The following is a 21,439-nucleotide window of genomic DNA, read 5'->3' on the forward strand; positions in this document are numbered from 1 at the left end:
TCGGAAAAATATTAACCACCTTAGTCCAATCAATAAGGAGTTTTAAAATGAAAGCAACTATTTTTGCTGCTGCGTTGTCGCTATGTGTTATATCTCTTCCTCTCAAGGCTGCTAATCTACCAATTAGCAATTATCCAGCAGTCAATTCTTCTCAGGTAAAAATTGATTTAAACAATGCTGATGTAAAAACCTTGGCTAAATCTGTGAAAGGGATAGGGCAAAAACGGGCAGAAGCCATTATTAAATATCGCGAGGAACATGGTAAATTTAAGTCCCTCGACGATTTGGAAAAAGTGAAGGGATTTGGTAAGCAATTTGTGAAGAATCATTTAAATCAATTGCAAGAAGTGTTTACTATTAACTAAGGTTTTTTTGTAAAAATTTGGGGTCTGTTGGCATTACTTTAGGCCTGAAAGATAAATACAAAATATAGATCTAATTAATCCGTATTCCCGTGGCTTGACCGTGGGATCCTGCAGTAGTACTAGACATATGGATCCCGCGGCCAAGTCGCGGGAATGAGATAGGCGAGAAGAGGTTTTTCATTCTTACGCTGTATTCAAGATATTTTGAGACTATCTTTTTAGAATATTTTTTAAAATTGCTTTTAATCAAGCAGTTTTAAAAATTAAGGGAAAGTAAATAAAACTTCACAAAGAGTTGTCGATTTTTATTTCAAGATAGGTTAAAGTACTCGCCAAAAAAATAATGGGGTGTTATCGGTTATGTTCAGGAAATTGCGGGGTGTTTTTTCCAACGATTTATCAATCGATTTGGGAACAGCTAATACACTGATTTACGTCAGGGATAAAGGGATTGTCTTAAACGAGCCATCGGTCGTTGCCTTACGCAACGAGTCTGGCCAAAAGCGTGTAGCTGCTGTTGGTATTGAAGCTAAACGCATGTTAGGAAGAACACCCGGAAATATCAATGCTATCAGACCAATGAAAGATGGCGTGATTGCTGATTTCTTTGTTACCGAGAAAATGCTCCAGCATTTCATTCACAAAGTTCATGAAAATCGTTTCCTACGCCCTAGCCCGCGTGTCCTTGTCTGTGTTCCCTGTGGTTCCACCCAAGTTGAACGACGTGCTATTCGAGAGTCTGCGATGGGTGCTGGTGCGCGTGAAGTATTCCTCATTGAAGAACCAATGGCAGCAGCCTTGGGCTCAGGAATGCCAGTCGAGGAAGCAAGTGGTTCAATGGTTGTTGATATCGGTGGTGGTACAACTGAGGTCGCGATTATTTCTCTTAGTGGTATTGTCTATCACCAATCAGTTCGAATTGGTGGAGACAAATTTGATGATGCGATTGTTTCCTATGTACGTCGTAATTACGGCACACTGATTGGTGAAACTACAGCAGAACGTATTAAACACGAAATTGGTTCAGCCTTCCCAAGCAGGGATCTCTTCGAAATCGAAGTAAGAGGTAGAAACCTGGCTGAAGGCGTGCCTCGTAGCTTTACTCTAACGAGTGCAGAAATTCTTGAAGCCTTGCAAGAACCTTTGTCTGGTATTGTAGGCGCAGTAAGAGCAGCCCTAGAACTTGCTCCACCTGAATTGGCAGCCGATATTGCCGAGCGGGGTATGGTTCTTACCGGTGGCGGAGCTCTTCTAAAAAATATGGATACCTTATTGATGGAAGAAACAGGTCTACCCGTGTTAGTTGCAGAAGATCCGTTAACCTGCGTTGCTCGTGGTGGTGGTAAAGCCTTGGAAACAATGGATCTACGCGGCGGTGATTTCCTCTCAACAGAATAATCATAGAAGCAGACTTTTTGCTAAGGGCAAGCACCGATCATTTAGTTTTGTGCTTGCTGCTTTGTTATCTATGTCACTCATGTTTTCTGATTACCACTACAGGTATCTTGATAGTGTTCGTAGTGGTTTTGCCCTAGTAATTTCTCCATTACAGTATGCTGTTGATTATCCAGTGCGGATTATTGGTTGGGTGCAATCCCTGGTTAGCGCCAAAAAAGCCTTAATTGATGAAAATATGAAATTGCGCTACCAGCAAACTATGCTGGAAGCAGAATTACAAAAATTGTTGGTCATTAAAGAAGAAAATTCGCAACTCAGAGAATTGCTATTGACCTCCACTAAAGCAAGAATGCGGGCAATGGCAGCACAAATCTTGGCTGTTGATACCAGCGTTTCACGTCAATTAGTGGTTTTGAATAAGGGCAAACGAGATGGCGTCTATACAGGGCAACCTGTGCTTGATGCAAAAGGCGTGATGGGGCAAATCATCGATGTTGGCTATATGACAAGCACGGTCTTACTGATTTCAGATGCTAAGAGTGCTGTACCTGTGAGAAATAATCGCACTGGGGAACGTGCAATTTTGGTAGGTACCAACAATATGAGCCAATTATCTTTAGTGAACTTGCCAAAATCATCACCCATCAATAAAGGGGATTTGCTGGTTACCTCAGGACTTGGACGTCTTTATCCAGAAGGCTATCCTGTAGGGCGTGTAGAGCAAATAAAGAGTATTCCCGGTGAAGCTTTTATTAAGGTGGATGTTAGCCCAATTGCTTTGCTCAATCGAAACCGTTTAGTCTTGCTCATTTGGCCTGATAAAGAGCAGGAAGAGCTAACAGCACAAATCAATGAGCGTATGAATGCTATAGGAGCGAATACATGACCTCATTAGGCCCTCGCTTATTTGTTGCTGCCTTGCTTGTCCTTGCATTGACAATTTTACCTCTGCCAGAACTTCTTATCGGTCTTAGACCGCCATGGGTACTTGTTTTATTGCTTTATCTGCAGTTTTTCTTACCTGATCATTTTAATTTGATGCTTTTGTTAGTTATTGGTTTAGCTCTCGATGTATTGCTTTCCACAGTGTTGGGAGAACATGCCTTCGCCCTATCAATAGTTTCATGGATAGCCAGTACCAAAGCCCGGCGATTCCGCTTATTTACTATGGGACAGCAAATGGCCTTGATTGGGTTTTTTTGCCTGCTCTATCAGGCGGTGATCCTGATGATCGACGCATCACTTGGGTATTACTATGGTTTTATTATGCCCTTGGGATCCACCCTAATAACAATCCTGCTCTGGCCTTGGGTTCGTTTGCTTGCTGATGACACTTTAGCAATTAAAGCCGCTTATCGCAGATAATTGTTTTTTCTGTCATTGCGAACGTAGTATAGGTTACCTCCCATAGCACGTCATCCTGAGCGTAGCGAAGGATCTCCGGGACTAGCACTCTGCCACATTCAGGAGATCCTTCGCTACGCTCCCAAAAACGTACGTCATGTCGAACGTAGAGAGACATCTCCTGATGTGTAGCACTGTGCTAATCCCGGAGATCCCTCACTCTGTTCGGGATGACGGGAGGAGAGTGAGAACAGGCTACGATATTGTTAATAACCGATATTCCCCAGGCATGAGCTCACCTAAAGACCAATCAGCAATACGATGACGCACCAACCTTAGTGTTGGGAAGCCAATTGCCGCGGTCATTCTACGGATTTGATGGTTTTTCCCCTCAGATAAAATAATTTCAAGCCAACTGGTCGGAACAGTTTTACGAAATCGCACTGGCGGTGTTCTTGGCCACAATCGAGGTTCTTCAATAATTTTGGCTTGGGCAGGTAAAAATTGTGTTTGCTGTAGTCGCAATCCTTTTCTTAAAGGTAATAAGTCTTCATCCCTTGGAATGCCTTCAACCTGAACCCAATAATATTTTTTCTTATTGTAGTTAGGGTGACTTAAGCGATGTTGCAATTTCCCGTCATTGGACAATAACAATAATCCTTCACTATTCTTATCCAGACGGCCAGCAGCGTAAAAACCAGGCAGATTAATATAATGTGCTAGTGTCTCCTCATGAGTTTCACCGGTGAATTGGCTGACTACACCATAAGGTTTATTAAATAATAAGATATCGCTCATATTTGTAAGTTCTCAAAGCATCTTAGAGGAGAGATTTCTCAAAGCTTTTAAAAAAAATCGTATTATGCAAGCAAACGCATTTGGGACAAAGTGTTTTGACATGCTATGATTAAGGTCAGCTATAGATAAGGGTCGCCTTAAATCCTCGATAAATCAAAGCGCTCTTCGTTAAAAGCACCCAAAAATGCTCGAATTAGTTCTGCTAGTCTTGCGATTTTAGGCGATCTTTATCTATAACCAACGTTATTATTATCGACTTTAACAAGATGGAGTTGTCAATGACATTCGAGAAAATCCACGTACCGGCTCAAGGCCAGGCCATTACTATGACAGATGATTTAAAGTTAAAAGTGCCTGATTGTCCAATTATCCCCTTTATTGAGGGAGACGGTATTGGCGTGGATGTTACGCCTCCTATGATAGAAGTCGTTGATGCCGCTGTAGCAAAAGCTTATGGCGATAAAAGAAAAATTTCCTGGATGGAAGTCTATGCCGGTGAAAAAGCAACGAAGGTTTATGGTGGTGAAAATTGGCTGCCTAAAGAAACCCTTGATGCGCTCAAAGAATTCATAGTCTCAATCAAAGGTCCATTAACAACACCAGTTGGTGGCGGAATTCGCTCACTCAATGTTGCAATTCGCCAAGAGCTGGATCTTTATACTTGTATGCGACCAATCCGCTATTTTACAGGTACGCCAAGCCCACTCAAAGAGCCATGGAAAACCAACATGGTGATTTTCCGTGAAAATTCTGAAGATATCTATGCGGGCATAGAATGGCAAGCTAATACAGCAGAAGCTAAAAAGGTCATCCAATTTTTGCGCAATGAGATGGGCGTAAAAAAAATTCGCTTTCCTGAAAATTGTGGTATCGGGATCAAGCCTGTTTCACAAGAAGGCTCATCTCGTCTTGTGAAAGCAGCAATTCAGTATGCTATTGATAATAATCGCAGCGCGGTAACCTTTGTGCATAAAGGGAATATCATGAAGTTTACTGAGGGTGCTTTCAAAGAGTGGGGCTATCAGGTTGCTCGTGATAATTTTGGTGCAAAAGATTTTCAAGGCGGTCCTTGGATGCAAATAACTAATCCAAATACAGGAAAGCCAATTATTATCAATGATGTAATTGCTGATGCATTCTTACAACAGATCTTGTTAAGACCTGAAGAATACAGCGTTATTGCGACACTAAATTTAAATGGTGATTATATTTCTGATGCCCTCGCTGCTCAGGTTGGTGGAATCGGTATCGCTCCAGGTGCTAATATCGGAGATAAAGTAGCTGTATTTGAAGCAACACATGGTACCGCACCTAAATATGCAGGTCTCAATAAAGTGAATCCTGGTTCTCTTATTCTTTCAGCTGAAATGATGCTTCGTTATATGGGGTGGAAAGAGGCTGCAGATCTGATCATCAAAGGGATGGAAGGGGCAATACAGGCCAAAACGGTGACTTATGATTTAGAGCGTTTGATGGATGGAGCTACCTGTTTAAGCTCATCAGAGTTTGGTAAAGCGCTGATTAAGCATATGTAAAGGGTATATTAACTTGCTGGATTTCGATGTAAATTATTAGCGGTTACAATTCCCATATCTTAGGAAAGGTTTTGAGTTCCATCTCCCGTCAGCGGGAGATGGGCTGGGAAGGAATTTATTACTAATCAGAGACGGAACGGAAACTGTCTTAATCACAGTAAGTTGAATTATCAACGAATTGTGCTCAAAATGGATTTTTTATTTTAAAGACCAGTGGCATGGTTATTTTTTGACTATGTAAACTAAGGGCAGTTGCTACTAAGATGAAAGCTATCTAATCAAGATGTTGTTGATTGTGGCATGGTTTAATTTTTTCAGTAATTAAATCATCTTTTACTGGCCAAATGCTCGCTGAAAGTCTATAAAATTAATAAAGGGTGTACGTTATGAGTAGTTGGTCAGTAGAGGATTTAGTTGAACGTAAAACGGCAGAGTCAGAGGCTCTACCGGCGCTCAAAGAGCCTAAAAAATACAAGGTCATTTTGCTCAATGACGATTACACTCCAATGGAGTTTGTGGTAGCTGTACTGAGGCAGTTTTTTCATTTTAATGAGGAATTAGCAACGCAGGTGATGTTACAGGTTCATGTTTTGGGAAAGGGCGTTTGTGGGGTGTTTACCAGAGATATAGCGGAAACGAAAGTAGCTCAGGTAAACGATCATGCAAGAAGCAATCAACACCCACTACTATGTACGATGGAACCCGAATAATTTGTGGTGGCTGGAGAGAGGAGCGACAAAATGTTAAACAAAGAACTTGAATTCACCTTAAATCTAGCCTTTAAGGAAGCAAAGGAGAAACGTCATGAATTCATGACAGTTGAACATTTACTATTATCTTTGCTTGATAACCCTGCGGCTGGCAATGTGTTGCAGGCTTGTGATGCTAACATAGATGCATTACGCCGAGATTTAGTCGAATTTATAGACGAAACAACTCCCCGAATTCCAGATGATGAGTTAGACCGTGAAACTCAGCCTACTCTTGGTTTTCAGCGTGTTCTGCAACGAGCTGTTTTCCATGTACAATCAGCTGGTAAAACAGAGGTTACAGGCGCTAATGTATTGGCGGCTATTTTTAGTGAACAGGAAAGCCAAGCGGTCTATTTCCTTCGTAGAGAAAATATTACTCGTCTGGATGTAATTAATTATATTTCTCATGGTGTTTCTAAGTATCATAATAACGAAATGAACGATAGCATGAACTCATCAATGGATGAAGAAACCATGGGCGGTGAAGGTAGCGAATCACCATTAGATAGCTACTGCATGAATCTCAATAAGAGAGCCAGACTTGGCAAAATCGATCCTCTTATTGGTCGACATGAAGAAATTCAACGTACAATCCAAGTCCTGTGTCGTCGTCGTAAAAACAATCCTTTGTTGGTTGGTGAGGCTGGAGTAGGTAAAACTGCTATAGCTGAAGGCTTGGCGCGACGAATAGTTGATGGTGAAGTACCTGAGGCTATCAATAACTGCGTAGTCTACTCACTGGATTTAGGTGCCTTACTGGCAGGAACCAAATATCGTGGCGATTTTGAAAAACGTTTGAAAGCAGTTTTAAAACAACTAAGCCAGCAAGATGGTGCCGTGTTATTTATTGATGAAATTCACACAATTATCGGTGCCGGTGCTGCTTCTGGTGGAGTGATGGATGCTTCCAATCTTATTAAGCCCTTGCTTGCGAACGGCGAATTAAAATGTATCGGTTCAACAACTTATCAGGAATACCGTGGTATTTTTGAGAAAGACAGAGCCTTAGCCAGACGCTTCCAAAAAATTGATATTACAGAGCCTAGCATTGATGAAACCTTTGAGATTCTTAAAGGATTAAAAGGACGTCTTGAAGAACACCATGGTGTTAAATTCTCGATTCCAGCATTGAAGGCAGCCGCTGAATTATCTGCTAAATATATCAATGATCGTTTCTTACCAGATAAGGCAATCGATGTTGTGGATGAGGCTGGTGCATATCAAAATCTGTTAACTGCGACAAAACGCAAGAAGATAATCAGTGTTACTGAAATTGAATCCGTTGTTGCCAAGATTGCCAGAATCCCAGTTAAAAAGGTCTCTGCTCGTGATAAAGATACACTCCGAAATCTGGAAAGAGATTTGAAGCTGTTGGTTTATGGTCAAGACGATGCAATCACGGCACTTGCCTCAGCAATCAAATTAGCACGTTCAGGCTTACGCGAGCCACAAAAGCCCGTAGGTTGTTTCTTGTTTGCAGGCCCAACTGGCGTTGGAAAAACGGAAGTAACCAGGCAATTAGCCAATGTATTAGGTATTGAATTATTGCGTTTCGACATGTCTGAGTACATGGAGAAACATACAGTTTCACGCCTGATTGGTGCACCTCCAGGCTATGTTGGCTATGATCAAGGTGGTTTGCTTACCGAGGCAGTAACTAAGAATCCGCATGCTGTATTGCTTCTTGATGAAATTGAGAAAGCACATCCAGATGTCTTTAACTTGCTGCTGCAAATTATGGATCATGGAACCCTGACTGATACCAATGGCAGACAAGCCGATTTCCGTCATGTCATTTTAGTTATGACCTCTAATGCTGGAGCGAGTGAAATTACCAGAACGTCTATCGGTTTCTCTTTACAGGATAATAGTAGTGATGGTCTTGAGGTCATCAAGCGTCAATTCAGTCCTGAATTTAGAAACAGATTGGATGCCATAATCAATTTTGCGCCCTTAGATAGTCTGACAATAGGTCTTGTTGTAGATAAATTCATCATGGAACTTGATGAGCAACTGAGCAATAAAGGGGTAACTTTTAAAGTTGATCAAGCTGCTCGTGATTGGCTGATCGAGCATGGCTACGATAAATCCATGGGAGCAAGGCCAATGGCAAGATTGATCCAGGAAAATGTGAAGAAACCCTTAGCCGATGAGTTACTTTTCGGTAAGTTAATCCACGGTGGTCATGTTATTTTGAAAGTCAAAGATGGTAAGTTGCACTTTGATAGCCATGATCATAGAGAAGGTGTTTGTTAAGAGTTGATGATATTAACTATTGTAGCCTGGATGCAGCGAAGCGGAATCCGGGAATTCGGAGCCACTGCTCATGGATTTCACTTCGTTACATCCGGGCTACTCTAACGAAAGCCCATGATAATAGTCACCCCTATCCCGAATGCCCGCGATTTGACCTTGGGATCTAAGGGTTCAGTAATAGGTCAGCCCTATCCCCCTAATGCAACGTCATCCAGAGCGCAGCGAAGGATCTCCGGGATTAACACTGTGCCACATTCAGGAGATTCTTCGCTGCGCTCTGGATGACGTAGCGCTGAGACAAGGAGGGACGTGACCTATTACAGGGCTCAGAGTGAAGAGCTTCTAACCACTAGATCCCGCGGTCAAGCCGCGGGAATTCGATACTGGATCAGGGGCATGCCATAGACACTAACTCCTCAACCATTTCATTTGTCCCCATATCTGGTTAAAATAAGCGATTTTGTCAAAGTTGGTTATTCCATGCTCAGTGTTATTGTCATTGCTAAAAATGAAGAGGTAAATATCAGGCGCTGCCTTGAGTCAGTCAAATGGGCTGATGAAATTATTGTTCTTGACTCTGGTAGCAGCGATAACACGGTTGCTATTGCCAAAGAGTACAGTGATAAAGTCTACAGTACTGATTGGCAGGGCTATGGCGTGCAAAAGCAACGCGCTTTAGCATTGACAACTGGCGATTGGGTATTGAACCTTGATGCGGATGAGGCGGTTGATGCTAAGTTACAGGCCGTTATTAAAGAGGCAATGGCATCAGATAAGGCTGATGCCTATCGTGTTCCAATCTGTATGAATTTTTATGGTTATCCCTTACGCTTTTCCTCAAGTCCCCAACGACATGTACGCCTTTTCAAGCGAGTGGGTGCTCGTTTTAGTGAAGATATTGTCCATGAGAAAATAATTTTGCCTGTTGAAACTAGAATAAGCAAAATCAGAACACCAATTATGCACCATTCCTTCAAAGACGTAAGTCATGCACTCTATAAGATAAACCGTTATTCGTCTTACAGCGCCAAAATTAAAATTGAGAAAAACAAAAGAGGGTCTTTTGCAAAGACCCTGCTGGGTACTGGCTGGATGTTTTTTCGTTGCTATTTTCTACAACGTGGTTTTCTTGATGGGAAGGCTGGTTTTCTTTTTGCAGTTTTTAATGCTCAGGGTACTTTTTATCGTGGGATTAAGCAGTTGTATCATGATGCCCAGCTCGATAAATTACCAGACACAGTAAAGGAGAATTAATACCATGGAGACGCTTATTAGCTTGCCTCAACGATTTTCCATGCAGAAATCAGTTCCTTTTTTTCTGGCACTATCCTTTTTTGTCTTACCCCTAAGCTCAACTGCAAAAAGTATTTGTTTAGGTTTGACAATAGTTGCTATTTTATTGAGCCCAGTTTATCGCAGTGAATTGGCCAGTCTTTTAGATCGAGGCTGGTGTAAGACCTCGATCATTTTATTTTTCATTGTTTTGCTAGCCTGCCTATGGAGTCCTACCACTTATTCGCAAAGGCTGCTTGCCTTAGAGAAATACAGCAAATTGCTTTATTTACCGATCTTAGTGATTGGTTTTCATGAAGCAAAAGCAAGAAAGATGGCTATTTATGCCTTTCTGGCGGCGATGTTTTTAACCTCCAGCTTGGCAGTATTGAAGTTCTTAGGTTTTTTACCCTCAATAAACATCAATCCAGATCGCTTATTTCGTAACCATATTATGACTGGCTATATGCTAGATTTCGCGGCCTATATGGCTGCCTTATATGCTTTTCAACATCAGGGTTGGTTGAAACGTTTAGGCTATAGCCTGCTGTTTTTACTCTTTAGCTATCATGCGCTCTTTGTTAATGGCGGCCGGATGGGCTATATAGTTTATTTGCTGTCCATGTGCTTGCTCATTTTCCAGATTTTTTCCTGGCGCAAAGCCCTCGTGGGCATTTTTATGATTTGTGCGGCATCCTTGCTTATTTATAGCCAGAGCAGCTTTATGAAGGAACGTATAGTGCTACTTAAAACCCAATACGAGGCTTATCAGCACAATGATGGTGATAACTCCGTAGGTTTCCGTTTTAAATTTCATAACTATGCCTATGCCTTATTTTGTCAGCATCCCTTAATTGGACATGGAACTGCTAGTTTTCCTTACAATTTCACAAGAGATAATCCAGTACCTGGTTGGGGGCATCATTTAAAAGAGCCTCATAGCCAATATTGGCTAATGGCTAGTGAATTTGGTTTGATTGGTCTAATTGCCTTTCTTGCTTGGTTGTTTACTTTGTTTAGGGCATCCATGCATTTGAGCAGCACCAGACCTTTGGCGCTTGCTATGTTGCTATCCTTTATTGTTGGCTCAATTACTGATTCCCTCCTGTTTTATTCCGGTTCTGGATATTTCTTTTTACTGTTCATGGCGCTTTGTCTCTCCGAAGAGCGCTAAAAGTTCAGATTTTTATTCACCGAGATTCAAGCTTATCCCTCGAACGAATTCAGATAGGTGCATTGTTTTGCGTTATTTATTGTAATAGATCAGTCCGCCACCCGAACTTGGCACGCCATCCTGCGCGCAGTGAAGGATCTCCTGGCATCTTGAAGTTACTTGGGTATATTCAATCCATACAGTAATGCCTGACTTATTTTGCTAAGAACTAACAGATAGCTAATCCAGTATATATGATTTTTATATGGTCAATGCGATCAAAAATCGATCCATAATAAAAATATGGAAAATTGCTGGAGCTTTTCGATGCCAGACAATGAGACTTTACCGGATTCCTCGCACCCCCCTACAAATCCCTTGCATGTTTTAGTTAAAGAAGACTTCAATGAACTTAGAGCAGTATTGAACAGTCCAGATTTCAATCGCGCATGGCTTGAAGAGAAGGACAGTGACGGCAATACCCCTATGGATATATTGGAGCAGTCAGAAGGGACGGCTCCTGAGAAGTTCATGAAAAGATATAGCTTAATGCTCAGTGGGGCTGGGATTAATATCCCTGACTCCTTGGATATTAGTCAGGCGAGGCTTAATCGACAAATTAGTAACCGTCTGCTACAAAAGGACAGGGATGTCAGTTTTTTTAATGCTGAGGGTTTGTGTAATGGATATTCATTTTTGCACAACTATTACTCTGAGACTCGAGGAGAGGACTATTTTTACACATCTCTGATGCTCATAAGCTTGTGGGATGGTACAAATGCTTCATTAAAACAGCCATTACCCGCATTTTTGCCCCAATCAGCAGAGTATAAAAACTTAGATGAGCTTTTTGAGCAGTGGTCAAATGATCTTTTTCTTTTTTTTGGCTCGGCTGCCATGCGACAGGTCTTTCCAAAGATGGAACAAGTTTTAGAGGGACTCAGTTAGGACAAGCTGATGATTTAGAAACTAATATACCAAAACTGACGACGCTATATTATTTTGGTCATCAAAAGAATACCCATGATTCTTGCCAGAGTGACACAGTTCCTCACACAGCTTCTACAGCGGCGATTAATCGTAAGGTTGCTATGGCTAAAATGAATTTCAAGTCCTCATATATAACACTTATTAAAGTTGGTGAAACAGTACGTCCAATTCAGGTAACAGACTTGGAAGGAAATCGTTTTTCCTCTGATACCCAGCAATTCAAAGATTCTTTGAAAAATGGAGTAGATATCCCGGGCCTTGATCCAAATGATATGCATTACGTGATTGAAAATTTAGCTAGTCTTGGAGCTATCCCTGAAGGTATGGAAAAAAGAACTTTCGCGACTAAAGAACGCATGCTGGAAATATTGAAATATCTTTCACGCTTACCAGAAGGAACCTATGTAGAAGTCGATAAAACCTATCACTCCACCACCTTCCGAAAACTTGCAGGGGGGGGATATTTATTTTTACGATAGCAATGATTCTACCAAGGATAGTGATATTTTAGATCACCGTACACTGCACGAAACCATATTGGTGAAGAATGGGCATAATGATTATGAAAGACATCAAGCAATTCCCACCCTTTATAATATTTTGGAGGCTAATAATTCATTCATACCCTACGTTTATCATTTCAACCGACCTGCAGTAGTAGAACGCCTTGCTGCTTTTCGCTTATTTCAGGAAGATGAATTACCCAAGAGTATGGATGAGGCTATTGCCTTTCAAGAGGCCTCTCCCAATCACTATACCCACTTGCACCTTGCTGTGATGATGCGTGATATGGAGACAGTTAAAGAATTATATGAAAGCGGTATGGTTATTCCTGATGCAAAGGACGCTTATGGACGGACTGCATTGGAAATTGCTGTTGCAAATGGTTCGATTGATACTGCATTACTGATACTAGATAACCGTAAGGAAGCCTCGATTGAAATCAGTGCTAACTGGTTCGCCAATGCGTTTAGAATGGGATTCAATGAAGGCTTTGATAGGCTTCTCGCACATCCACTGATAAAAGTTAACCTCGTGGAGGTTGTAGCTGTTGCTCTGCAAAATCAATCTCTAGAGCTAGCAGAAGCTCTCATAAGGAACTACTCTATAAATCCCAATATTTTTATTCAAAGCGCCCTGTTGTCTTATGATTTGTCAACGGTAGAACTATTACAACGCCTAGGTGCGGATGTCTATACAAAAGACAATATGGCTAATACTGCCTTACATCATGCATCCTGGTTACTGGATGAAAGGGTATGCATCTATTTGTTTAAACAAACCCCAGCCAGCCTTACTGAAAAAAATAATGCTGGTGAAAGTCCTTTCGACATCATTCTTCAACAAGCAAGGGAACATTCTGCTGCGCCAAGCGAATACAGCCAGAAAGCACAAAAGGTTGTAGGATTGTTAGTGGAAATGTATCCCTTTAATCTGTCTGACAGAAATCATCAACAAATGTTGACGACTTTACTTGAATATGCGATGGATATTAACGACCACGCCTTATTTACCCAAATTGCAGAGAAGGCAAAAAACAACCTATTCATTCTTGATAAAACTCTGGTTATGGACGGAATGAAAATGACATTGCTACACAAAGCATTGATAACGAACAAAACAGATTTTGCCCAGACCTTGGTAGAGGTAGGTGCTAACCCGAGTAGGAGGATTTGCAATGAAACTCAGCGTTTTTCAGGCAATCCGCTGGTTGGAAAATCAGGCGCAGACCTCATGCCTGATTCCCTAGCTCCAAAGGAGAACCGCAGATTACAAGGAGGCTAAGATCAAAGTATCAATCGAGTCTGACCCCTTTGCTCTAAAACGCCAGCTTAAACTGTTGCCAGTATTTGCTGTAAAGCTCGATTGTCTTTTCACCGACGTCGCGTTGCAGGTAACTGACTTTAAGTACCTCGGCTGAGGGGTAGACAATGGGGTTATCGCGGATTTCCTGGGGTAAGAGGGCTTGGCTTTTGGCATTCGTTATTGCTACGCCTTCTGAAAGGGCAATGGTTTTCCCTGACTCGGGTTTGAACATGAAATCAATAAATTGGTACGCCTCTTCAGGATGAGGGGGATCAACGGGGATAGCCAAACAATCGACCCAAATTACAAAACCATCTTTGGGATAGATAAAATTGATTTGTTTGTTTTCTGCTTGGGCTTTAAAGGCATCACCATTCCAGGATAATCCTGCTATTGCATCTTCATCAATCATAATGGCTTGGATGCTATCGCTGGCGAAGAGTTTAACATTGGGTACCAGCTGCAGAAGTTGATTGAAGGCAGCTTCGATATGTTGAGGATCGCTATCATTGGGGTTGTAACCAAGACTCATCAGGGCAATAGAAAAAATCTCTCGAGCATCATCAAGGAGCATCAACTGATTACGCCACTGAGGTTGCCAGAGGTCGCGCCAAGTTGTGGGAGGATTTTTTACCACTGCCTGATTGTAAAAAATACCTGTAGCGCCCCAGATGATGGGAGCACTGTATTGATTAGCTGGATCGTAATCACTTTTGGTGAACTGATGGGCAATATTGGCAAGATTGGGCAGCCGTTTGGGGTCAAGGCGGGTTAGCAGCCCCTGGTTGCGCATGCGTTCGACAAAATAGCCTGATGGAAGGATAACGTCGTAGACACTGGTTCCACTCGCCCTTAATTTGGCATACATGGTTTCATTGCTGTCGTAGGTCGATAAATTGACATGAATCCCAGTTTCCCTTTCAAACTGCTGTATTAGCTTTTTAGGAATTTCTCCGCCCCAAATATAGACATTGACTGTTTTAGCCGCTGAGACTGATATCGAAATGAGGCTAAGTATTAAAAAGAGCAGGCGAATCATAATTTATCCGATAGACGGTGAGAAATAATGACTAAAATCATCGATAAAGCCAAGGTTATCGTGCACAGCGCATTTAATTCAGGCGTTACGCCTGTTCTTACCAAAGAGTAAATGGTCAGAGGTAAGATATTAAAATCAGGACCAGCAACAAAATAACTAATGATGACGTCATCAAAAGAAAGGGTAAAACAAAGTAAAAAGGCACTTAATACCGCTGGCCACAAAAGGGGCAGTAAAATTTTCTTGAGTGCAATATAACGGCTGGCACCTAAATCTAGGGCACTAAAATAGATATTAGGGTCAAGAGTATGGATGCGACTATTAATTGTCAAAATGACAAAGGGGATACAAAAAGTGATATGAGAAATTAACAAGCTGGAAAAGCCAAGCGGTATTTTGCTGACGTTAAAAAAGATCAATAAGGCAACGCCTAAAACCAAATCAGGAATAATCACCAGCAAGAGCAATAGCGCATACAAGCTGCGGTGTTGCGAACTGCGAAAAAGAAATAGGTGAACACAGGTGAGCAACCCAAAGACAGTAGCAATCACTGAGGCGCTAAGTCCTAAAATCACCGAATGCAAAAAGGCTGACCAGAGCTCATTATCGTTAAATAATTCCTTATACCATTTCATCGAAAAGCTATGCCATTGCAGGGAGAATTTTGCATCATTCACAGAATAGATGACCAAAACTAAAATCGGGGCGTAGAGGGCGAAATAGACCAGTGTCAGAAATGATTTCTGTGCCAAAGCTTTCATTGCAAGAGCTCCTTGCTTTGGCGACGATAGAAAAATAATAGGACTAATAAAATCAGAGTAAGCAATACCGAAGTGGCAGAGCCTTGGGGCCAATTTTCTAAGATTAAAAATTGATCTTGAATTAGGTTGCCAAGTAACACTGAGCGTGCGCCACCCAAGACATTAGGAATATAAAATAGTGTCATTGCTGGTAATAAAACAAGTAAGCAACCGGACATAATTCCGCTTGCGGTATTGGGTAAAAAGACTCGGAAAAAAATATTGAAGCGAGAAGCCCCCAAATCTTTGGCTGCCTCAATAAGGCGAAAATCAAAGCGTTCCATATTGGTAAAAATCGGTAAAACCATAAAGGGAAAGAGGTTATACACCAAGCCGGTAATCACAGAAAAATTTGAATAGAGCAAGGAGAGAGGGGCATCAATGAGATGCAATTTTAACAAGATAGCATTCACAATCCCTTTAGCCTTAAGAATTGCGATTAGCGAATAGGTGCGAATTAAGGAACTTGTCCAGAAAGGGATAATAATAAGGAGTAATAATAAGGATTGGTGTTTGGACTTAACTAGCAAATAACTGAACGGGTAGGCAAGAAGGAGGCAGCATAAGGTGGCAAATGCGGCCATCAGCAAAGAGCGCAAAAAAATTTTCATGAAAACTGGGTTTAGCAGGGCGGCATAATTGCTTAGAGTAAAAGGCAAATCAACCAGGCGTAAGCTGTTTCGCGACATGAAACTGGCAAGAAATACCAGGCATAGCGGAAGGAGACTAAAAATAATAAGCCAAAGATAAATTATGTAAACTGAGGACGATCTGCTTTTCATTCGCGGAATCTTTAGGGGTTATTAGGTTTCATAAGGCAATAGTACTTCCCAGCCAGGTAACCATTGCACCCATACTGATTCATTGGGGCTATACTCGAGTGTATCATCGTCCTCATCGAAAAATTCAGAGGCATTGATGATTTTTCCTGAGGCTAACTCTACTTTTAGGTCAACAGTAGAACCTTTATAAACGATATCAACAATCTTGCCTGATATCATTTCTTTAGTGTCATGAACTTCGGAAAGGTTCCATACGCGGATATCTTCAGGGCGAACGATTAAATGCACTAAATCACCGGCTTTATAGTTGCCGGTATTTTTACAACGCAACTTGACTGATTCAATTTCAATAATTAGGTCCTGATCTTTGATCTCAGAGATCTTTACATCAAAAATGTTAATTTCACCAATAAAATTGGCCACATGGAGATTAGCCGGTGTCTCATAAACTTCACGTGGTGTGCCAATTTGTTCAATACAGCCATGGTTAAAAATAACAATTCTATCTGACATCGAAAGGGCTTCTTCCTGATCATGAGTGACAAAAATAAAGGTCATGTTCAAGGCTTTCTGTAACTGCTTAAGTTCATATTGCATGGCTTTGCGCAAACGGTAATCGAGTGAACTTAAGGGCTCATCAAGAAGTAAGACCTGGGGGCGATTAATCACAGCCCGAGCTATGGCAACACGCTGTTGTTGTCCACCACTTAATTGTTTGACATTACGATTGGCAAAATCTTCCAAATGCACCATGCGTAAGGTTTCTTCAACCTGCTCGACGACTTTCTGTTCAGCAACTCCTTTACAACGCAGTGCAAAGGCAACATTTTCAAAAACCGTCAAATGAGGAAAAAGGGCATAACTTTGAAAAACAGTATGAACATCCCTTTTTTGTGGTGGTAATAGATTAACACACTGGTTATTAATAAATATTTCACCAGAACTTGGCTGCTCAAAACCGGAAATGAGTCTTAGCAGGGTCGTTTTACCACAACCAGAAGGGCCGAGCAGGGTTAAAAACTCACCATGATGAACTGACAATGAGATATTGGAGAGTACATTAGCAGAGCCATAGGATTTATAAACCTGTTTGATTTCAATAAGTGGGCTAGTCATGCACAAATCTACCAACTCGAAACCTGTTGGGTTGGATTTTGCAAGCTACAAACTTCGGATACGCTGCCATTGTTACAAATTACGGCGCCTGTATCAGCAACGGTCAAAACACCACCTTGCCATAAACAGCAGCCTTCCAGTTTTTGTAAATTCATGACTGCATGCCTATTGCAGTAGCAGGAGGAATAATAACCATTATTACAAACATAACGACCTGCAGAGGAGTCGCAATAACTAATGCCACCCATATCGCCACAGCAAAAATGTTTATCGCAGGTCGGTAAAAAGGTTTCAGTACAAGCGGGATCATTGGATTGTGCATTGGCTGCTATTGGATGAATTAGAATGAGAACAACAGTGACCAACGAGTAAAACAAAGACCGCATGACTTTATCCAACAATTAATGTTGGTTTAGCATAGCATAGGTATCTAATTAAAAAGAAGTTATAAATCGGTTAAGGCAGCCCGTCATCCAGAGCGCAGCGAAGGATCTCCTGAATGTGGCACGGTGCTAATCCCGGAGATCCTTCGCTGCGCTCTGGATGACGGAATATAAGGCGTGGCCTATTACCTATAATAAAGACTACTCTACCGCCTCAAGCTCCTGCACTGCCAATTCAACCGATTCAATTTTCTGAAAACGCTGGGTTATCTTTTTCGCGGAGGTATTGACCTCATTAACGTCCTGATGAGCTAAGTCAATGTGCTTTGATAGTTTGTCCATGCGTTTTTCGAAGCGTTGAAAATCATCAGCGAGGTCGCGTAAATGTTTTTGAATGATGTGGACTTGTTTGCGTGTGGCATCATCTTTAAGCACAGCCCTTGCTGTAGTGAGCACTGCCATTAGTGTAGAGGGAGAGACGAGCCATACTTTCAGGCGTTGTGATAGTGCGATAATTTCAGGGTAATTCGCGTGAATTTCGGCAAAAATAGCCTCAGCTGGAATAAACATCAAGGCGCCATCAGTTGTTTCATTGGGGATGATGTATTTCTCGGCAATATCTTTAATGTGCTTTTGCAGATCTTGACGAAATTGCTGTTGCAGGGTCTTGCGTTCGAGTGAAACCGCTTCGGTATTCATTAATTTTTGATAAGTTTCCAATGGAAATTTGGCGTCAATCACCACATGGCCTGTTGGTTCAGGTAAAAAAAGAATACAGTCCGCTCTTTTCTGATTAGAAAGCGTGTATTGCATTTGATAGTGATTAGGGGGAATCATGTTGGCAATCAAGGAGGCTAATTGCACTTCGCCAAAGGCACCACGTGCTCGTTTATCAACCAACACATCTTGTAAACTGACTACATGCGATGAAAGTTCAGTAATTTTTTTCTGAGCCTCGTCGATAATCGTCAAACGTCTAACCACGTCAGTAAAGGTTGACGAGGTTTTATCAAAACCTTCTCTTAATTTGTGGTTTACTTGTTGAGTTAAATTATGTAGATGATTTCTTATTTCCTCAGTCAGTGAATGTAAATGAGCAGTCAGGGCGGAGGTGTGTTGTTTAAAGCTATGACTCATTTGCTCGCGTACATCAGACATTTGACCTTGGATAATTTCAGAGATCAGCCGCTGATTAGCAAGCTGCCCTTGAGTCATCTTTTCATGAATGGCATATTGGCTCGTCTGGAAAGATTGTTGCAACTCCTGTTGCAAGAGCTGGAGCCCCTGTTCAATTTGTTGGAATGCAAGGTTGCTTTGATTTTGTTGACGCCCTTGGCGACGAATCACTAGAAAAATAAGAAGAGCCTGCAGGGCAATGGCCAGAGCGATGCCCTCGAGCAGGGTTAAATTTTCAAGGAATGAGATCATGGTCATTTAAGCCTTATACTCTTGCTTACGTCCCGCGGCTTGTCCGCGGGACGTAGAGATTTTCTTATCATAGTTAGCCTAATTTGCTCAATTCAATTGGGCTATCATACTCAAAAACAGGCCTGTTTTGTCCATAGTCAGTGAGGTGCAAGTAGCCAAGATAATAAGGGGCCTGAAAGCCGGCATTCAAAGTCTTATCAAAAGAAAAGTCGATAGAGTTTTCACCAGTTGCCAGCCAAGTGGCTGATTGAACCGTTTGTATAGCTCGTAATTCTCCCTTGGAGTCAGTACCAAAGAGAACGGCCTGCAAGGCATAACGGCTTCCGGTTGCGACTTCAATGTTAGCCTTAAATTCAAGGGAATCCGGCTTAACCATTTTGATCTCGCGAATAGCCGCAGAAGGAATCCTATAAGAAAAACTGCTATGAGCCTGACGGTAAATCGTTTTGTTATCGGAAACTGTTGAAGCATAGACTTCGATATACCAGTTTTCTCCCTTGTCGTTCCTATTAGAGGCTAAGGTTGTTTTCGTTTGAAAAGTATTTGCACTAAGTTCTGTAACTGTTAAAGCTGTTCGCTTACCTGCAGAATCGATTAAGGTCGCGCTTATGTTTTCTAAAGGGTAGTTAAGTTTGTCATCCCTTAATACGATCTTTGCTCTAAGTTCGTCGCCATATTGATAATTGGTTTTATCGGTTTCGATGCTTAGATAGGCTAAGGAATTTTTATCATAAAGTTGCACGATATAATCGCTGCGCTCATCACTTGGTTCAGCGATCGGGCTCGAGCTTGATAGGATTAGCTTGCCAGAATCCAGTTCTGGCTTTAGCTCGGCAAAAGCTAGCGTATTTTCTGTTAGCGGACTATCTTGCAAAGCGGCGCTCTGTAAAAACTGTGATGAGGCCTCCTTCAAGCTCAAACTCTTTTTATTTGTAGCGTTTCTAATGCGAAATTCGGGCTTAAATTTTTGCGCTGGGTTAACCGGGGTGATACGAACAATTGCTCCTGGTGCCTCACTATAAATAGCAATACCCTGACGTAGCTCCTGGAAACTCGCTTTAACCTGATATTTACGGCTAGTTTGTTTGCGCAGGGTGTCGTGCCCCATGATTCTGTTTTTTGTCGCCCAGGTTAAACTCAAAGGCTCTCGCGATAAGCTCTCACAAATTGTGCAGTTATAAGGCTTTACTGCAATATCATTCGCTAAGCTAAAGGCTTGAGCCTGGCTAAATGTGGTGACTGATAGAAAGATTAAAGACGATAATCTCATAAGGTTTCTCGCTGATTAATAAGGTCGTTACGAAGAATCTGATCAAAACCAAAGCATGAATGACGGCTTTGACTATGGTTTAGGGGAATCCCATCATCGGTTTTTTGCCAATCATAAAACCATACAGAGCCCGCTGCAGCTTGCGAAGTACAATTTAGAAAGCCATCTGAACAACTATCGAGATAGGACTGGGTGATCTTTAAACCAAGGGTAAGAAAATAGCCGTTGCAATAACTCACTGAACTAAAGGGCGTTGCGGTGACGTCAGAACCGACGACGACACGAAATGGAACAGGCAAAGAGGGGCGTCCGGCTGTGCCAAATAAAAGTTGATCATTATAGATAGCCATGTCGCCAATTCGCTGTTGTTTTACGGCGCCATTGCTGTAGCCCAATAACCAACCTAGTCCAGCTTCAAAAGTATTACCATCAACAGCATCATCAGCAAGAACAGTTCCACCACTGGAAGGGGCAATGGCAATAACCTGATGAATAGTTTTAGTCAGGCGCATATAACGCTCGTCATAGGTTGGATTAGATAGAATCCAACGCATGACATTGCCGCCATCAGAATGGGTGTAAATAGTTAATTTGGTTATTTTCTTATCGTCAATAAATTTCAATAACTGCTCAGCCAGACAGCCGCCAGTCGCTTCTTCCCACATATAGCCTCTGAAGTCGCAGTGCACAACATAATAGTTGTCAGGGCTTGGTAAGACATCGGTTAGTGAATCGATAAACTTGCGCTTCCAATAATCACTTTCCGCATCTTGGCGGTGATCATTAGTACCATGAACAAAGGCAATACCTAAGTTTTGTTGGGCTTGTTCAGCATAAGTTGCCCATGAAAGGCAAAGGAATATTAATAAATAACTAATAGGCTGTAATAACTTCATTAGTCAGTTCCTGGCTAAAAAAGGCGCTATCTATACCATAATTGTTTGTAATTCAG

The 21,439-nt window shown here is 41.7% G+C and carries 21 protein-coding genes; 12 read left to right on the top strand and 9 right to left on the bottom strand.

The features are described from left to right. The first annotated feature begins 47 nt into the window (after positions 1-47). From BN1094_RS15470 to mreD, 4 genes are all read left to right on the top strand, one after another. Positions 48-365, top strand: a complete 318-nt coding sequence (locus BN1094_RS15470) for a ComEA family DNA-binding protein (protein ID WP_044012054.1) — start codon at positions 48-50, stop codon at positions 363-365. Positions 366-725: 360 nt separating this feature from the next. After that, entirely contained in the window at positions 726-1,763 is a 1,038-nt protein-coding gene (locus tag BN1094_RS15475) for a rod shape-determining protein (protein ID WP_044012055.1), read from the top strand. Continuing rightward, entirely contained in the window at positions 1,741-2,649 is a 909-nt protein-coding gene (gene mreC, locus BN1094_RS15480; protein WP_044012056.1) for a rod shape-determining protein MreC, read from the top strand. Before BN1094_RS15475 ends, mreC begins: the two co-directional genes overlap by 23 nt. Next, entirely contained in the window at positions 2,646-3,128 is a 483-nt protein-coding gene (gene mreD, locus BN1094_RS15485; RefSeq protein ID WP_044012057.1) for a rod shape-determining protein MreD, read from the top strand. Before mreC ends, mreD begins: the two co-directional genes overlap by 4 nt. A gap of 234 nt (positions 3,129-3,362) precedes the next feature. Here mreD and BN1094_RS15490 read toward each other — a convergent pair whose 3' ends face one another. Continuing rightward, positions 3,363-3,905, bottom strand: coding sequence for a pseudouridine synthase (locus tag BN1094_RS15490; RefSeq protein ID WP_044012058.1), 543 nt, complete (start codon positions 3,903-3,905; stop codon positions 3,363-3,365). A gap of 278 nt (positions 3,906-4,183) precedes the next feature. Here BN1094_RS15490 and icd point away from each other — a divergent pair, with 278 nt between their 5' ends. The 8 genes from icd (at position 4,184) to BN1094_RS15530 (ending at position 13,648) form a co-directional block, all read left to right on the top strand. Continuing rightward, complete coding sequence (icd, locus tag BN1094_RS15495) at positions 4,184-5,440, top strand: NADP-dependent isocitrate dehydrogenase (RefSeq protein ID WP_044012059.1); 1,257 nt, start codon at positions 4,184-4,186, stop codon at positions 5,438-5,440. Positions 5,441-5,826: 386 nt separating this feature from the next. After that, on the top strand, positions 5,827-6,150 hold the full coding sequence (gene clpS, locus BN1094_RS15500; protein ID WP_044012060.1) for an ATP-dependent Clp protease adapter ClpS: 324 nt from the start codon (positions 5,827-5,829) through the stop codon (positions 6,148-6,150). 30 nt (positions 6,151-6,180) lie between these two features. Then, positions 6,181-8,448, top strand: coding sequence for an ATP-dependent Clp protease ATP-binding subunit ClpA (clpA, locus tag BN1094_RS15505; protein WP_044012061.1), 2,268 nt, complete (start codon positions 6,181-6,183; stop codon positions 8,446-8,448). Between the two features lie 480 nt (positions 8,449-8,928). Further along, positions 8,929-9,702 (top strand): glycosyltransferase family 2 protein, encoded by a 774-nt coding sequence (locus BN1094_RS15510; RefSeq protein WP_044012062.1) that lies wholly within the window; start codon positions 8,929-8,931, stop codon positions 9,700-9,702. A 4-nt stretch (positions 9,703-9,706) separates the two neighbouring features. Further along, positions 9,707-10,894 carry an O-antigen ligase family protein gene (locus BN1094_RS15515; RefSeq protein ID WP_052403336.1) on the top strand — a complete coding sequence of 396 codons (1,188 nt, stop codon included), beginning with the start codon at positions 9,707-9,709 and terminating at the stop codon, positions 10,892-10,894. A 306-nt stretch (positions 10,895-11,200) separates the two neighbouring features. Beyond that, a complete protein-coding gene (locus BN1094_RS15520; RefSeq protein ID WP_044012063.1) occupies positions 11,201-11,821 on the top strand; it encodes a hypothetical protein in 621 nt (206 codons plus the stop codon). 143 nt (positions 11,822-11,964) lie between these two features. Next, complete coding sequence (locus BN1094_RS15525; protein ID WP_044012064.1) at positions 11,965-12,342, top strand: hypothetical protein; 378 nt, start codon at positions 11,965-11,967, stop codon at positions 12,340-12,342. Positions 12,343-12,403: 61 nt separating this feature from the next. Continuing rightward, entirely contained in the window at positions 12,404-13,648 is a 1,245-nt protein-coding gene (locus BN1094_RS15530; RefSeq protein ID WP_044012065.1) for an ankyrin repeat domain-containing protein, read from the top strand. 34 nt (positions 13,649-13,682) lie between these two features. Here the strand turns inward: BN1094_RS15530 and BN1094_RS15535 are convergent, their stop codons facing one another. The 8 genes from BN1094_RS15535 to BN1094_RS15570 form a co-directional block, all read right to left on the bottom strand. Next, complete coding sequence (locus BN1094_RS15535; protein WP_099909035.1) at positions 13,683-14,708, bottom strand: ABC transporter substrate-binding protein; 1,026 nt, start codon at positions 14,706-14,708, stop codon at positions 13,683-13,685. Further along, positions 14,705-15,469, bottom strand: coding sequence for an ABC transporter permease subunit (locus BN1094_RS15540; protein WP_044012066.1), 765 nt, complete (start codon positions 15,467-15,469; stop codon positions 14,705-14,707). Before BN1094_RS15540 ends, BN1094_RS15535 begins: the two co-directional genes overlap by 4 nt. Next, the gene (locus tag BN1094_RS15545; RefSeq protein ID WP_044012067.1) at positions 15,466-16,290 is read right to left on the bottom strand and encodes an ABC transporter permease; all 825 of its coding nucleotides are present in this window, start codon (positions 16,288-16,290) and stop codon (positions 15,466-15,468) included. Before BN1094_RS15545 ends, BN1094_RS15540 begins: the two co-directional genes overlap by 4 nt. Positions 16,291-16,311: 21 nt before the next feature. Next, positions 16,312-17,406, bottom strand: a complete 1,095-nt coding sequence (gene potA, locus BN1094_RS15550; protein WP_044012068.1) for a spermidine/putrescine ABC transporter ATP-binding protein PotA — start codon at positions 17,404-17,406, stop codon at positions 16,312-16,314. A gap of 8 nt (positions 17,407-17,414) precedes the next feature. Beyond that, positions 17,415-17,792 carry a hypothetical protein gene (locus BN1094_RS15555; protein ID WP_044012069.1) on the bottom strand — a complete coding sequence of 126 codons (378 nt, stop codon included), beginning with the start codon at positions 17,790-17,792 and terminating at the stop codon, positions 17,415-17,417. Positions 17,793-17,990: 198 nt separating this feature from the next. Continuing rightward, positions 17,991-19,223, bottom strand: a complete 1,233-nt coding sequence (locus tag BN1094_RS15560) for a DNA recombination protein RmuC (RefSeq protein WP_425411918.1) — start codon at positions 19,221-19,223, stop codon at positions 17,991-17,993. A 67-nt stretch (positions 19,224-19,290) separates the two neighbouring features. After that, the gene (locus BN1094_RS15565) at positions 19,291-20,487 is read right to left on the bottom strand and encodes a DUF4785 domain-containing protein (protein ID WP_044012070.1); all 1,197 of its coding nucleotides are present in this window, start codon (positions 20,485-20,487) and stop codon (positions 19,291-19,293) included. Continuing rightward, positions 20,484-21,383 (bottom strand): hypothetical protein, encoded by a 900-nt coding sequence (locus tag BN1094_RS15570; RefSeq protein WP_044012071.1) that lies wholly within the window; start codon positions 21,381-21,383, stop codon positions 20,484-20,486. The genes BN1094_RS15565 and BN1094_RS15570 overlap by 4 nt, the downstream gene beginning before the upstream one ends. Between the last annotated feature and the right edge of the window lie 56 nt (positions 21,384-21,439).

Source organism: Legionella massiliensis (assembly GCF_000756815.1).
Lineage (GTDB): Bacteria > Pseudomonadota > Gammaproteobacteria > Legionellales > Legionellaceae > Tatlockia > Tatlockia massiliensis.

What these genes read in the sequence shown, in the direction of transcription:
- BN1094_RS15470 (WP_044012054.1), top strand. Translation starts at nt 48, where the DNA reads ATGAAAGCAACTATTTTTGCTGCTGCGTTGTCGCTATGTGTTATATCT.
- BN1094_RS15475 (WP_044012055.1), top strand. Translation starts at nt 726, where the DNA reads ATGTTCAGGAAATTGCGGGGTGTTTTTTCCAACGATTTATCAATCGAT.
- mreD (WP_044012057.1), top strand. Translation starts at nt 2,646, where the DNA reads ATGACCTCATTAGGCCCTCGCTTATTTGTTGCTGCCTTGCTTGTCCTT.
- BN1094_RS15490 (WP_044012058.1), bottom strand. Translation starts at nt 3,905, where the DNA reads ATGAGCGATATCTTATTATTTAATAAACCTTATGGTGTAGTCAGCCAA.
- icd (WP_044012059.1), top strand. Translation starts at nt 4,184, where the DNA reads ATGACATTCGAGAAAATCCACGTACCGGCTCAAGGCCAGGCCATTACT.
- clpS (WP_044012060.1), top strand. Translation starts at nt 5,827, where the DNA reads ATGAGTAGTTGGTCAGTAGAGGATTTAGTTGAACGTAAAACGGCAGAG.
- clpA (WP_044012061.1), top strand. Translation starts at nt 6,181, where the DNA reads ATGTTAAACAAAGAACTTGAATTCACCTTAAATCTAGCCTTTAAGGAA.
- BN1094_RS15510 (WP_044012062.1), top strand. Translation starts at nt 8,929, where the DNA reads ATGCTCAGTGTTATTGTCATTGCTAAAAATGAAGAGGTAAATATCAGG.
- BN1094_RS15515 (WP_052403336.1), top strand. Translation starts at nt 9,707, where the DNA reads ATGGAGACGCTTATTAGCTTGCCTCAACGATTTTCCATGCAGAAATCA.
- BN1094_RS15520 (WP_044012063.1), top strand. Translation starts at nt 11,201, where the DNA reads ATGCCAGACAATGAGACTTTACCGGATTCCTCGCACCCCCCTACAAAT.
- BN1094_RS15525 (WP_044012064.1), top strand. Translation starts at nt 11,965, where the DNA reads ATGGCTAAAATGAATTTCAAGTCCTCATATATAACACTTATTAAAGTT.
- BN1094_RS15535 (WP_099909035.1), bottom strand. Translation starts at nt 14,708, where the DNA reads ATGATTCGCCTGCTCTTTTTAATACTTAGCCTCATTTCGATATCAGTC.
- BN1094_RS15540 (WP_044012066.1), bottom strand. Translation starts at nt 15,469, where the DNA reads ATGAAAGCTTTGGCACAGAAATCATTTCTGACACTGGTCTATTTCGCC.
- BN1094_RS15545 (WP_044012067.1), bottom strand. Translation starts at nt 16,290, where the DNA reads ATGAAAAGCAGATCGTCCTCAGTTTACATAATTTATCTTTGGCTTATT.
- potA (WP_044012068.1), bottom strand. Translation starts at nt 17,406, where the DNA reads ATGACTAGCCCACTTATTGAAATCAAACAGGTTTATAAATCCTATGGC.
- BN1094_RS15555 (WP_044012069.1), bottom strand. Translation starts at nt 17,792, where the DNA reads ATGCGGTCTTTGTTTTACTCGTTGGTCACTGTTGTTCTCATTCTAATT.
- BN1094_RS15560 (WP_425411918.1), bottom strand. Translation starts at nt 19,223, where the DNA reads ATGACCATGATCTCATTCCTTGAAAATTTAACCCTGCTCGAGGGCATC.
- BN1094_RS15565 (WP_044012070.1), bottom strand. Translation starts at nt 20,487, where the DNA reads ATGAGATTATCGTCTTTAATCTTTCTATCAGTCACCACATTTAGCCAG.
- BN1094_RS15570 (WP_044012071.1), bottom strand. Translation starts at nt 21,383, where the DNA reads ATGAAGTTATTACAGCCTATTAGTTATTTATTAATATTCCTTTGCCTT.